This is a genomic window from Sulfitobacter sp. CB2047 (genome assembly GCF_000735125.2).
Taxonomy (GTDB): Bacteria; Pseudomonadota; Alphaproteobacteria; order Rhodobacterales; family Rhodobacteraceae; genus Sulfitobacter; species Sulfitobacter pontiacus.
On record NZ_CP072613.1, the window covers coordinates 844570 to 856552 of the forward strand.

The window sequence follows — 11983 nt, forward strand, 5'->3', positions numbered from 1 at the left end:
GCTTTTGAAAGCGTTTGTGGCTCTAGATTGTGGTTATTGTTGCGAAATTCACCCGCTGGAACGCGCCGTGCTTGGGCAGTGCCTGCTAGCCCGATCGGCGCAGCGGCGGGGTGTGCGCGCCCATGCCGCCGGTGTTGATCGCGACGGCGGTATCCTGGGGCACAGCCAGATGGGCGCGGCAATCAGCGGCGATCTGGGTCAGCGCATCATGGGGCCTGTGCAGACGTTCCAGCGCGCCAGCAAGCACCAGCGCCTGCGCATAGCTGCCACGGGCGACCAGATCGCGAGCCGCGGTCAAATCCTCGGCCGGGAGGGGGGCGGGATCAGCTTGCGCGCGCGGGGCCTTGCCGCTGTTGGCACCGCGAGGCGGTCGGGGTGGGGTAGAGAGCGGGAAAGCGGGCATCAGCGAACCTTTCGTGGAGGGCTGAGAAGACTATGGGCCGTAGTTGCTTTCTAAAACCTAAACAGCCGCCGCTTTGTTCCGTAAAAAGCGACCTGACCCTTGGGCAAGGACGCGATGTCGCGCCTCGGGCTAAGTCACAGTCGTGAAACGAAAAATGGCGCGCCCGCGAGGGCACGCCATTTCTGAATTCCGCAATGGAAAGGGTTTAGAAGCCCAGACCTGCGTATTTGTTTTTGAACTTGGACACGCGGCCGCCGGTATCCATCAGGCGGGATGTGCCGCCGTTCCATGCAGGGTGCACGGAGGGGTCAATATCCAGCGCCAGTTGGTCGCCTTCTTTGCCGTAGGTCGATTTCATTTCCACAACGGTGCCATCTGTCATTTTGACGTTGATGGTGTGGTAATCGGGGTGTGTATCGGCTTTCATGACAGCTCTCCTTACGCGTTCGCGCCAGATTTTGGCTTGTAGTGTACGTTTTCAACGATACGTGCCGACTTACCACGACGCGAGCGCAGGTAGTACAGTTTCGCACGACGCACACGGCCACGACGGACAACGGTGATGCTTTCGATGTTGGTGGAGTGCAGCGGGAATACGCGCTCTACGCCTTCACCAAAGGAAATCTTGCGCACGGTGAACGAACCGGCAATGCCGTGGCCGTTGTTGCGTGCAATGCAGACGCCTTCGTAGTTCTGAACGCGGGTACGTGTACCTTCGGTCACTTTAAAGCCCACGCGGATGGTGTCACCGGCGCGGAAGTCTGGGATTTCTTTCCCCAGTTCGGCGATTTGTTCCGCCTCGATCTGTGCAATCAGGTTCATCTGATCGTCTCCTATGAATGCTCGCGGTTAGTCCACGAAGTTTTGTGCGATCCAAGAGCTTCGGTCTGTCTGGCGGGCCCGCCGTGGCGTCCCATCGAAGGTAGGGTCATCTTTGCTTGTCATCTGCGGATGCAGAAAAGACTGGAGCCGCACATGCGCGATTCCAGACTTGCGCGTCGTATAGGCGGGATGCCCCTTCAGATCAAGAGCGTATCACCCGTACTCGTGCATGTTTTCAGCCGGTGAAATAGGGGCGCAGATTGTGCCGCACGCGGTCCAGCACGGTGTCGCCCTCCAGATCGGGGACGAAACGTTGGCCGGTAATCGCCTCGAACGCGTCGATATAGACTTGCGAGGTGGCGGCGATCAGGTCGGCGGGGATTTCGGGGATGTCATCGTGATAGGGGTCGCAGCGGGCATCGACCCAGGACCGGATCACATCCTTGTCGAAGGACGGCGGGCGTGTGCCGTTTTCCAGCGCGGCGTCATAGCCTTCGGCGAGCCAGAACCGCGAGCTGTCGGGGGTGTGGATTTCATCGGCCAGCAGGATATTGCCCTGCGCATCGGTGCCGAATTCATATTTTGTGTCCACGAGGATCAGCCCGTTTTTCGCCGCCATTTCCTGACCACGCGCAAAGAGTTTCAGGGCGATGTCGCTGATCTGGTCCCATTGCGCTTGGGTCAGCAGCCCTTGGGTTACGATCTCTTGGGCGGTTAGCGGGGCATCGTGTCCGCCGTCGAATTCCTTGGAGGTGGGGGTGATGATCGGCGCGGGCAGCGCCTGATTGTCGCGTAGGCCATCGGGGAAGCGGTGGCCGTACATCTCCCGTTCACCTTTCTTGTATAGCGTCAGCACCGATGTCCCTGTGGAGCCGGCGAGATAGCCGCGCACGACGATCTCTACAGGCAGGATGGTCAGATGCTTGCCGATCACCACATTGGGGTCGGGGTAGTCGAGCACATGGTTGGGGCAGATGTCGGAGGTGTTGTCGAACCAGAACCGCGCGGTCTGGGTCAACACCTGACCCTTGAAGGGGATGGAGGTGAGGATACGGTCAAAGGCCGAAATACGGTCAGAGGAAATCAGGATGCGCCGGTCGTCGGGCAGGTCGTAGCAGTCACGCACCTTGCCAAAATAGGGGTTCGGCAGCTCATCAATGCGGGCGTGATCAAGGGTGCGGGTCAGGTCTGTCATGGTCTGCCTTCCGTGGGGGTCACTTCTTGGACGTATATGTCGCCCACATGTCGGGGCGTCGTTGTTCTGTCAGGGTTTCTGACTGGGCCTGCCGCCATTTGGCAATTTCGCCATGGTTGCCGGACATGAGAACCGGCGGAATGGGGCGGTCTTTCCATTCGGCGGGGCGGGTGTATTGCGGGTGTTCCAGCAGGCCGGAGGAATGGCTTTCCTCGACCACGCTGTCGGCATTGCCCAACACACCGGGCAAGAGCCGCACGGTGGCGTCGATCATGGCTTGCGCGGCCAACTCTCCGCCCGTCATGACAAAATCGCCAAGGGAGACTTCGGTGATGCCGTAATGGTCGATCACACGCTCGTCGACGCCTTCGAAACGGCCACAAAGGATAGTCACGCCGGAACAGGTGGCCAGATCCTGCGCCATCGCCTGATCAAACCGCCGTCCGCGCGGAGACATATAGAGGATAGGCCAGCGTCCGGCGGCACCGGCCATCGCATCCTCGATCGCGGGGCCGACGACATCGGCGCGCATGACCATACCTGCCCCGCCGCCCGCGGGGGTGTCGTCAACATTGCGGTGTTTGCCTACGCCGTAGCCGCGCAGATCATGGGTGCGCAGCTGCCATGTGCCTTCTTGCAGGGCGCGGCCCGTCAGGCTGGCCCCCAGCACACCGGGGAACAGTTCGGGGAAAAGGGTCACGATCTCGGCCCGCCAGACGCCGGCGTAATCGGGCGTGTCCTGCATCAGCTCGCGCGGCTTGAACGTCGGACGGACAGATTGCCGCCCGTGGGAGCGTGAAGGGGTGCTCATGTGATCGCGGCCTGTGTCATGCGGGCCTTTCGTACGGGCTTAGACGTCTTTTGCATCAGGCAGGATGCCCTCGGGCGGGTCGGCGATGATGCGGCCCGTGGCCAGATCGACCGTGGGAACCGCCACCTTGGTGAAGGGCAGGAACACGGTCTGCGCGCTGCCCGCAAGCTGCGTTTCCAAAAGATCGTCAGCGCCGTGGTTCTGGACGGTCTTGACCTTGCCGATCAGCGTGCCGCCGGTGTCATAGACCTCTAGCCCAATCAGGTCGGTGTGGTAGAATTCATCGTCGGGCAGCGACGGCAGCTGGTCGCGCTGCGCAAACAGCACGGTGCCGCGCAAGGCGTCGGCCTCTTCCTTGGAGGTGACATCGGTGATGCGCGCGACAAAGCCGTTTTTGACCGGACGCACCAGCGCGAGGTTGAAGCTGCGCGTGCCATCCTCGCTCGAGAGCGGGCTGTAGCTTTCGATATCTTCGGGCACCGCGCAGTAGCTTTTGATCCGCAGTTCCCCACGGACACCATATGCGCCAGAGATCGCGCCCACCGAAATTTTATCGCTCACTGCAAAAGCTCCGAGTTTAAGCAAATTGTACCGGTCCACTGACCCTCGCCCGCGCGGCACTCCGATTTCATCAGGGTGCGTTCGAACCAGATGCCGATGGCGACACCGATACCGAGGATGAGAAGAAGGCGCAAAAGACGAAACATTGTCAGCTTCCAATCTGGTCCAGGGGCGGGGCGCAGGGGACCGATGAGAGCGGGCCGCTGCGGCGGGACGTGTCATTTCGTGTACCACGTACATCGGACAGGCTGCACGCGCAAAGATGCGGGCTGTCGGATATACCTGAAATCCCGGCGCGGCAGGAACCGCGCCGGGGGATGTGCCGATTATTCTTCGGCGGCGTCTTCTGCAGGTGCAGCAGCGGCTTCGGCCGCAGCGGCGGCCTTGGCGGCTTTCTCTTCAACGCGCTCTTGCGCTTTCTTGCCGGGGGTACCCTTCTTGGGGTTGTTACGCTCGGTTTTCTCTTTCACGCCAGCGGCTTCCAGCATGCGTGCAACACGGTCGGTTGGCTGCGCGCCCTGGCTGATCCAGTATTGAACGCGCTCGACGTCCATTTTCACGCGCTCTTCGCTGTCTTTTGCCAGGAGCGGGTTGTAGGTGCCCAGCTTTTCAATGAAGCGGCCGTCACGTGGCATGCGGCTGTCCGCTGCAACGATGCGGTAGAAGGGGCGCTTTTTGGAACCGCCACGGGCGAGACGAATTTTCATGGACATAGGTAGTTTCCTTTAGTTGAGACTAGGGTCAGGGACGCGCCCTGACCTATGATTGGTGTTGTTTGTGGTGCTGAATGACTTCAGCGATGATGAAGTTCAGAAACTTCTTGGCGAATTCGGGATCGAGGTCAGCCTCTTTCGCCAAATCTTCGAGCCGCTTGATCTGGTTCGCTTCGCGGTCCGGATCAGAGGGGGGAAGGTCGTGTTCGGCTTTGAGTTTCCCCACAGCCTGCGTGTGTTTGAACCGCTCGCCCAGAGTATAGACCAGGATCGCGTCCAGACGGTCGATGGAGGCGCGGTGTTCTTTCAGAACCTCGGCGGCGCGGGTGACAGGATCGGTCATGCGGCGGCTCCTTTCACGGCGAAGGGGAGGGCGCGTTGCACGGGCAGGCGCCTCCGGCGGGAGTTTATCTGGCAAAATGAAGCGCGGATCATTTCTTTTTCCCGAAACCGGAGAGGCCGCCGGGCAGGCCGGCACCGCCGCCTATTCCGCCCAGACCACCAGGCAGTTTGCCGCCCATCTGTTTGGCCGCGGCTTCCAGCGCCTTGGGGTCCATCTGGGACGGATCCATGCCACCGGGCATGCCGCCTTTGCCCATCATGCCCTTCATCGCTTGTTTGAGCATGCCGCCCTTGCCCATTTTGCCCATCTTTTTCATCATGTCGCCCATCTGGCGGTGCATTTTCATGAGCTTGTTGAGTTCGGACACTTCCATGCCTGCGCCTTTGGCGATGCGCTTTTTGCGGCTGGCTTGAAGCAGCGCGGGGTTGGCGCGCTCTTTCTTGGTCATGGATTGGATCAGGGCGATCTGGCGTTTGAGGATCTTGTCATCAAAGCCCGCGTCTTCGACCTGTTTGGCCATTTTGCCCATGCCGGGCATCATACCCATCATGCCCTGCATCCCGCCCATCTTGAGCATCTGTTCAAGCTGCATTTTCAGGTCGTTCATGTTGAACTGACCTTTGGCCATGCGCTTCATCATCTTTTCGGCTTGTTCAGCCTCGATGGTTTCTTGCGCTTTCTCGACCAGGGCGACGATGTCGCCCATGCCAAGGATACGGCCCGCGATGCGGTCGGGTTCGAAGGTTTCCAGCGCATCCATCTTTTCGCCCAGGCCGACGAATTTGATGGGTTTGCCGGTGACGGCGCGCATCGACAGCGCAGCACCGCCGCGGCCGTCGCCGTCCATACGGGTCAGCACGACGCCGGAGATGCCAATGCGGTCGTTGAAGTTTTCGGCGGTTTGCACGGCGTCCTGGCCGGTGAGGCCATCGACGACCAGCAGGGTTTCACGGGGGTTGGCGACATCGCGCACCGCTTCGACCTGGCGCATCAGCTCTTCGTCGATGGAGAGGCGGCCCGCGGTGTCGAGCATATAGACGTCGTAGCCGCCCATCGATGCCTGCGTCTTTGCGCGTTTGGCAATCTGGACGGGGTTTTCGCCTTTGACGATGGGCAGGGTATCGACGCCGATCTGCACGCCGAGGATCGCCAGCTGTTCCATCGCCGCAGGGCGGTTCACATCGAGCGAGGCCATCAGCACGCGCTTGCCGTCGCGGTCTTTCAGACGTTTGGCGAGCTTGGCCGTGGTCGTGGTTTTACCGGAGCCTTGCAGACCGACCATCAGGATCGGGGCGGGGGGGCTGTCGATTTTCAGCGCGCCGGGTTCGCCTTCGCCTTTCAGCGTGTCGATCAGCGCGTCGTGGACGATCTTGACGACCTGCTGGCCGGGGGTGATCGATTTGGTGACGGCCTGACCGGTGGCCTTGTCCTGCACCGCTTTGACGAAATCACGCGCGACGGGCAGGGACACGTCGGCCTCGAGCAGGGCGACGCGGACTTCGCGCAGGGCGGTTTTCACATCCTCTTCCGAGAGGGCACCCTGTTTGGTGAGACGGTCAAAGACGCCGGAGAGGCGTTCGGAAAGATTCTCAAACATGGGCCATGGCCCCCTTCGATCGGTTGCGGTGCCCCTCAGATAGGATGCCCGCGTTGAATACGCAAATGCCCCCACGGGCGTAACACGCTGGTGGGGGGCGATCTCTGGCCGCGCCAGAGACCGGAAGACATGGTGCTTCCGGAGATTGCGGATCGTTTAGGCGAGCGGCGGGTCTGAGTCAACCCGCCGCACCGCCCGAGGATTATGCTGCCTTGAGCGCATCCACAGCTTCGTTCGCGCGGGCGATGGTGCCTTCGGCATCTGTTGCCAGCGCGTCGGCGGCCACGATGGTCACGTCGGTCATGCCCATGAAGCCCAGAACGGCCTTGAGATAGCCGGTGTTGAAATCCGCCTCGGAGCCGGCGGGCACGCCACCGGAGGCCATCGCCACGATCACGCGCTTGCCTTTGACCAGGCCTTCGGGGCCGTTTTCGGTATAGCGGAAGGTAACGCCGACACGGGCGACCAGATCGATCCACGCCTTCAGCGACGCGGGCACGCTGAAGTTATAGATGGGCGCGCCGATGACGATGGTGTCGGCGGCCAGAAGCTCTGCGACGAGCTTGTCGGATTCAACCAGCGCTTCGCTTTGCTCGGGCGTGCGGCCTGTCTCGGGGGTGGCGCGGGCGATGGCCCATGTTTCGGTGATCTGGGGCAAGGGTTCGAGAGCCAGATCGCGGACGGTTACATCATTGTCGCCCAGTTGCGCGATGATCCGGTCGGTGAGGCCGCGGGTCACAGAGCTGGTGGTGTTGGCAGAGGAATCGATACGCAAGATAGACATGGGAGGATATCCTTTCGTGTTAACTTTCTTCCCTCTACATGATCCTTGCCCGTACGAACGCAACTGGCGAAACTGCAGGTGATGTGTTCGATAATGCACAGTGGAAGGCGAGGGGCCGAGAATGGACAATTGGGAAGAAATCAAGACGGCCTATCAGGTGGCGCGCATGGGCACCGTCAGTGGCGCGGCCGAGGTTCTGGGGGTCCATCATGCGACGGTGATCCGCCATGTGGATGCGCTGGAACGACGGTTGTCGGTGAAGCTCTTCCAACGGCACGCGCGCGGCTACAAGACGACGGAGGCAGGCGAGGATCTGCTGCGTGTGGCCTCTGCCACGGATGACCAGTTCAGCCAGCTTGCCAGTCGCATCAAGGGGCGCGGCGAAGCGGTGTCGGGCGAGCTGGTCGTGACCTCCCTGATGGAGCTTTCAAGCTGGATGACCCCTTTGTTGGTCGCGTTCCAGAGGGAAAACCCGGATGTGACTCTGCGCTTTCTGACCGGGGAGCGATTGTTCCGGCTGGAGTATGGCGAGGCGCATATCGCGATCCGCGCGGGGCAGGTGCCCGAGCAGCCGGACAATGTGGTGCAGCCTTTCTATCAGTTCCAGATGGGGCTGTTCGCGCATAAGGACTATATCGCCGCCTTCGGGATGCCGTCAGGGGTCGAGGAATATGGCAACCATCGGTTTGTCGGCCATGACGACGCGCAGATGCGTGCGCCCTTCTTCAAATGGATGCGCGAGGTGGTGCCTGCCCATGCGATCTCCTTTCGCGGTCTCCATGCAGACGCGCTCCGCGTTGCGGTGCTGGAGGCGGCGGGGATCGGGTTTGTCGATCTGATCGAGGGGCGCGCCAACCCCGATCTGGTCGAGGTGCACCCGCATCTGCCGGAATGGGATTCGATGCTGTGGCTGGTCACCCATGTTGATCTGCACCGCACGCCCAAGGTGCAGGCCTTGCTGTCGTACCTGAAAAAAGCCGTGAAGACGGGGCTGTGATGCGTTCTGATCTGCAGGGGCATCTGGCGATGCTGGCATTTTCGGCGCTGGTGGCGGGGTCATTTTCGCTTGGGTCGCTGTCGGCCAATCTGATCTCGCCCACGGCGTTGAATGCGGCGCGGTTCGTGATCGCGGGCATGGTGATTGCCGTGGCGGTCGCTGCGACGACGGGTGTGCCGAAAGGGGCCTCGTGCGCGCCCTGGCGCTATCTGGTGCTTGGGGGGCTTTTCGCTGTCTATTTCGTGCTGATGTTTGAAGGGTTGAAGACCGCGCGCCCCGTCAGTGCGGCGGCGGTGTTTACGCTGACGCCGGTGATTGCTGCGGGGTTTGGGTGGCTCTTGTTGCGGCAGGTGACGACAGGGCGGATGGCGCTGGCGCTGGCCATCGGTGCGGTCGGCGCCCTTTGGGTGATTTTTCGCGCGGATCTGGCCGCGCTGCGGCGGTTCGAGCTCGGGTATGGCGAAGCGGTGTATTTCGTCGGCTGCGTAAGCCATGCGCTTTATACGCCGATGGTGCGCAAGCTGAACCGCGGAGAGCCGGCGGTGGTGTTCACCTTGGGCACGCTGATCGCCGGTGGTGCGTTGCTGTTCATCTATGGCTGGCGCGATGTGCTGGGGACAGATTGGACCGCGCTGCCCGCGATTGTCTGGATCACCATCCTCTACGTCGCGATCGCTGCGTCTGCCGCGACTTTTGTGTTGCTGCAATTCGCGTCCCTGCGGCTGCCATCGGCCAAGGTGATGGCCTATACCTATCTGACGCCCAGCTGGGTTATTCTCTGGGAAGTCGCATTGGGCAATGGCGCACCCGGCCCGCTTGTTTTCGGGGGCGTCGGGCTGACGATTGTAGCGCTGTATCTGCTGTTGCGGGACGATACCAAAGCGGTTTGATCAAAAGGGCGGGAACCGATCCGACATATCCAGCGTTAAGATCACATAAAGTTTATAAAGGGACTATTCTAATGCGTAGCATTATTTATCTGATCGGTTTGATTGTTGTTGTTCTGGCGATCCTGCGCTTTGCGTTCGGCGTCATTTAATAACATCAAGTTTGGCCCTTCTGTGTAAAACCTCGTCGCAGGAGGGCCAATATTTACCTAGTCTTCCAACGTCCCCGGATCATTCTGCGCCGCATCCCCTGACGTTTCGCGTATTTCGGCGGCCAGAAACCTTTCAAAGTCATCAAGATTGATCGGGTCATATTGACCGAAGCCCTGCATCCACACGGACGGGGCTTTTAGGGCTGCCGGCTCGAGCTTGCACCATTTGAGCCGCCCGCGCTTTTCCTGCACGATCAGACCTGCACGTTCCAGCACCGACAGATGTTTCGATATCGCAGCGAGCGAAATACCGAAGGGGTCGGCAACGTCTGTGACGGCCATATCATCCTCAAGAAGCATCGCCAGAATGGCGCGCCGCGTCGGATCGGCGAGCGCGGCAAAAATCGCGTCGAGCTGTGTGGCGGGCGGTTGGGGCACGGCTGTCTGGATGTCCTTGATGCGCGGGTAGGGGCGGTTCTTATGAGGTAGCGGAAACCACGCTTAACCAAAAGGTTGAATATGATTGCCGCGCGAATTTGCAAGGGGTGCGGGGAGTTTGCACCTGAATATGAACCGCGGCTCAGCGTAAAATCTTTTGATTACAGTGCCTTGGGTAGTCGGCTAACAGAGTTGACTCTGAAGCGGTGTGAAAGTAGCTACTGCGCAACACATCCAACAGGGATTTTGGCGTGACCGATCCGGACCAACAGCAGCGGCTAAAGCAGCTTGAGGCAAAGATCGAAGCAGCCAAACGGGCGCAGGCTCCAAAACCCCGGGCGGATGAACATTATTCCCAGGCATCGCTGGCCTGGCGAATGGTGATCGAACTTTGCGCCGGTCTGGGGATCGGTTTTGGCATCGGATACTCGTTGGATTGGTTCTTAGGAACGCTCCCGATTTTCATGGTGCTGTTTGTAATGCTGGGCCTTGCGGCAGGGGTGAAGACGATGCTCCGCTCCGCGCAGGAAATCCAGGAAAAGAAGATGGCCGATGTGGCCGATGAAGAAAAAGGGCCCTGACATGGCGGCAGAAGCACACGGCGAAGAAACAGGCGGTTTGGCTTTTCACCCGATGGATCAGTTCATCGTCAAGCCATTCTTTGGCGACGGCGCTGTATCCTGGTACACAATCACCAACGCAACAGTCTGGATGGCCGTTGCCGTTCTGGCGATCTTTGCGCTGCTGGTTCTGGGCACCTCGAAAAGGTCGGTTATCCCGTCGCGCATGCAGTCGGTCGCTGAACTGGCCTATGGCTTCATCTACAAGATGGTCGAGGATATCTGCGGTAAAGAAGGGGTGAAATACTTCCCCTACATCATGACCCTGTTCATGTTTATCGTCTTCTCGAACTTCCTGGGTCTGCTGCCGATGGCGTTTACTCCGACATCGCATATCTCGGTCACCGCCGTGATGGCCTTTGCCGTGTTCTTCGGTGTGACCATTCTGGGTTTCGTCAAGAACGGCGCATCGTTCCTGAGCCTGTTCTGGGTCAGCAGCGCGCCCCTGGCACTGCGTCCGGTTCTGGCCGTGATCGAGCTGATCTCGTACTTTGTACGTCCGGTCAGCCACTCTATCCGTCTTGCGGGTAACATGATGGCGGGTCACGCCGTGATCAAGGTTTTCGCGGGCTTCGCGGCACTTGCTGCCATCGCCCCCTTCTCGGTTCTTGCGATCACGGCAATGTATGGTCTCGAGGTGTTGGTTTCCTTCATCCAGGCATATGTTTTCGCGATCCTCACATGCGTTTATCTGAAAGACGCATTGCACCCGCACCACTAACACCAAGGCGGGATATTCCCGCCTGACCAATCACCAAAATTCCATTGTAAGGAGAAATGACATGGAAGGCGAACTCGCACAAATGGGCCAATTCATTGGCGCAGGTCTGACAGCATTCGGCATGGGTGGCGCAGCCATCGGTGTGGGCAACGTTGCAGGCAACTACCTGGCTGGCGCACTGCGCAACCCATCTGCTGCTGCTGGTCAAACAGCAACTCTGTTCATCGGCATCGCCTTTGCAGAAGCCCTGGGGATCTTCTCGTTCCTCGTCGCACTGCTGCTGATGTTCGCTGTCTAAGCTTAAGACACCTACGTCCTTACGCTTCGGGCAGTGCGCTATGGCGCGCTGCCCGAAAGACTTCCACGCTTTGACAGGAGCCCGCTATGGCGACGGAACCGATTACTAGGGAAATCGCTGGCACATGTGTCAACGAATTTGGCAGCGCCATTGGTATGCCACAGCTTTGCATTGATTGGTTCGGCAACCAGATTTTCTGGCTTATCGTCGCTCTGGTCGCAATTTACTTTATTCTGTCGCGCGTTGCCCTGCCACGCATCGGCGCTGTTCTGGCGGAGCGCCAGGGCACCATCACCAATGACATCGCCGCCGCCGAAGACCTGAAGGTCAAAGCGACGGAGGCAGAGGCCGCTTACGACAAAGCCTTGATCGACGCCCGTGCAGAAGCACAGCAGATCATCGCCGCCGCGAAAGCCGACATTCAGGCCGATCTGGACAAAGCGATTGCCAAGGCAGACGCCGAGATCGCCGCCAAATCCGCCGAGTCCGAAAAAGCGATCAGCGAAATCCGCGCCTCCGCGATGGAGAACGTTGAAGCTGTCGCCAAAGACACCGCCGAGGCAATCGTCGCCGCCGTCGGTGGCTCTGCTGACGCGAAAACAATTTCCGCGGCCGTCGATGCCCGGATGAAAGGATAAGCC

Annotated in this window: 17 protein-coding genes; 6 read left to right on the top strand and 11 right to left on the bottom strand. The window is 60.0% G+C overall.

Annotated elements, in window-relative coordinates; all coding sequences use genetic code 11:
- Nucleotides 1–85: 85 nt before the first annotated feature.
- The 10 genes from IV89_RS03965 to IV89_RS04010 all read right to left on the bottom strand — a co-directional run bounded on the left by IV89_RS03965 (nt 86) and on the right by IV89_RS04010 (nt 7229).
- Nucleotides 86–403, bottom strand: a complete 318-nt coding sequence (locus IV89_RS03965) for a hypothetical protein (RefSeq protein WP_037941235.1) — start codon at nt 401–403, stop codon at nt 86–88.
- Between the two features lie 205 nt (nt 404–608).
- Nucleotides 609–830, bottom strand: coding sequence for a 50S ribosomal protein L31 (gene rpmE, locus IV89_RS03970; protein WP_005849993.1), 222 nt, complete (start codon nt 828–830; stop codon nt 609–611).
- Between the two features lie 11 nt (nt 831–841).
- Complete coding sequence (gene rplS / locus IV89_RS03975; RefSeq protein WP_005849991.1) at nt 842–1225, bottom strand: 50S ribosomal protein L19; 384 nt, start codon at nt 1223–1225, stop codon at nt 842–844.
- A gap of 235 nt (nt 1226–1460) precedes the next feature.
- The gene (locus IV89_RS03980; RefSeq protein ID WP_037941237.1) at nt 1461–2420 is read right to left on the bottom strand and encodes a phosphoribosylaminoimidazolesuccinocarboxamide synthase; all 960 of its coding nucleotides are present in this window, start codon (nt 2418–2420) and stop codon (nt 1461–1463) included.
- A 19-nt stretch (nt 2421–2439) separates the two neighbouring features.
- Nucleotides 2440–3231 carry a tRNA (guanosine(37)-N1)-methyltransferase TrmD gene (trmD, locus tag IV89_RS03985; RefSeq protein ID WP_037941238.1) on the bottom strand — a complete coding sequence of 264 codons (792 nt, stop codon included), beginning with the start codon at nt 3229–3231 and terminating at the stop codon, nt 2440–2442.
- 39 nt (nt 3232–3270) lie between these two features.
- Nucleotides 3271–3792 (bottom strand): ribosome maturation factor RimM, encoded by a 522-nt coding sequence (gene rimM, locus IV89_RS03990; RefSeq protein WP_037941241.1) that lies wholly within the window; start codon nt 3790–3792, stop codon nt 3271–3273.
- A gap of 326 nt (nt 3793–4118) precedes the next feature.
- Nucleotides 4119–4505, bottom strand: a complete 387-nt coding sequence (rpsP, locus tag IV89_RS03995) for a 30S ribosomal protein S16 (protein WP_005849986.1) — start codon at nt 4503–4505, stop codon at nt 4119–4121.
- 46 nt (nt 4506–4551) lie between these two features.
- Nucleotides 4552–4848 carry a chorismate mutase gene (locus IV89_RS04000; protein WP_005849985.1) on the bottom strand — a complete coding sequence of 99 codons (297 nt, stop codon included), beginning with the start codon at nt 4846–4848 and terminating at the stop codon, nt 4552–4554.
- An 88-nt stretch (nt 4849–4936) separates the two neighbouring features.
- Nucleotides 4937–6445 carry a signal recognition particle protein gene (gene ffh, locus IV89_RS04005; protein WP_037941243.1) on the bottom strand — a complete coding sequence of 503 codons (1509 nt, stop codon included), beginning with the start codon at nt 6443–6445 and terminating at the stop codon, nt 4937–4939.
- A gap of 202 nt (nt 6446–6647) precedes the next feature.
- On the bottom strand, nt 6648–7229 hold the full coding sequence (locus IV89_RS04010) for an NAD(P)H-dependent oxidoreductase (RefSeq protein WP_037941245.1): 582 nt from the start codon (nt 7227–7229) through the stop codon (nt 6648–6650).
- Between the two features lie 121 nt (nt 7230–7350).
- Here IV89_RS04010 and IV89_RS04015 point away from each other — a divergent pair, with 121 nt between their 5' ends.
- Entirely contained in the window at nt 7351–8226 is an 876-nt protein-coding gene (locus IV89_RS04015; protein ID WP_005849981.1) for a LysR family transcriptional regulator, read from the top strand.
- Nucleotides 8226–9116, top strand: coding sequence for a DMT family transporter (locus IV89_RS04020; protein ID WP_037941247.1), 891 nt, complete (start codon nt 8226–8228; stop codon nt 9114–9116). The genes IV89_RS04015 and IV89_RS04020 overlap by 1 nt, the downstream gene beginning before the upstream one ends.
- A 206-nt stretch (nt 9117–9322) precedes the next feature.
- Here IV89_RS04020 and IV89_RS04025 read toward each other — a convergent pair whose 3' ends face one another.
- Nucleotides 9323–9703: a metalloregulator ArsR/SmtB family transcription factor gene (locus IV89_RS04025; protein WP_037941249.1), complete on the bottom strand. Its 381-nt coding sequence runs from the start codon at nt 9701–9703 to the stop codon at nt 9323–9325.
- Nucleotides 9704–9954: 251 nt separating this feature from the next.
- Between IV89_RS04025 and IV89_RS04030 the strand changes: the two genes are divergently transcribed.
- From IV89_RS04030 to IV89_RS04045, 4 genes are all read left to right on the top strand, one after another.
- Nucleotides 9955–10284, top strand: coding sequence for an AtpZ/AtpI family protein (locus IV89_RS04030; RefSeq protein ID WP_005849975.1), 330 nt, complete (start codon nt 9955–9957; stop codon nt 10282–10284).
- A 1-nt stretch (nt 10285) separates the two neighbouring features.
- The gene (locus IV89_RS04035; RefSeq protein ID WP_037941251.1) at nt 10286–11044 is read left to right on the top strand and encodes a F0F1 ATP synthase subunit A; all 759 of its coding nucleotides are present in this window, start codon (nt 10286–10288) and stop codon (nt 11042–11044) included.
- 61 nt (nt 11045–11105) lie between these two features.
- Complete coding sequence (locus tag IV89_RS04040) at nt 11106–11342, top strand: F0F1 ATP synthase subunit C (RefSeq protein WP_005849971.1); 237 nt, start codon at nt 11106–11108, stop codon at nt 11340–11342.
- An 86-nt stretch (nt 11343–11428) separates the two neighbouring features.
- Nucleotides 11429–11980, top strand: coding sequence for a F0F1 ATP synthase subunit B' (locus IV89_RS04045; protein WP_005849969.1), 552 nt, complete (start codon nt 11429–11431; stop codon nt 11978–11980).
- Nucleotides 11981–11983 lie beyond the last annotated feature (3 nt).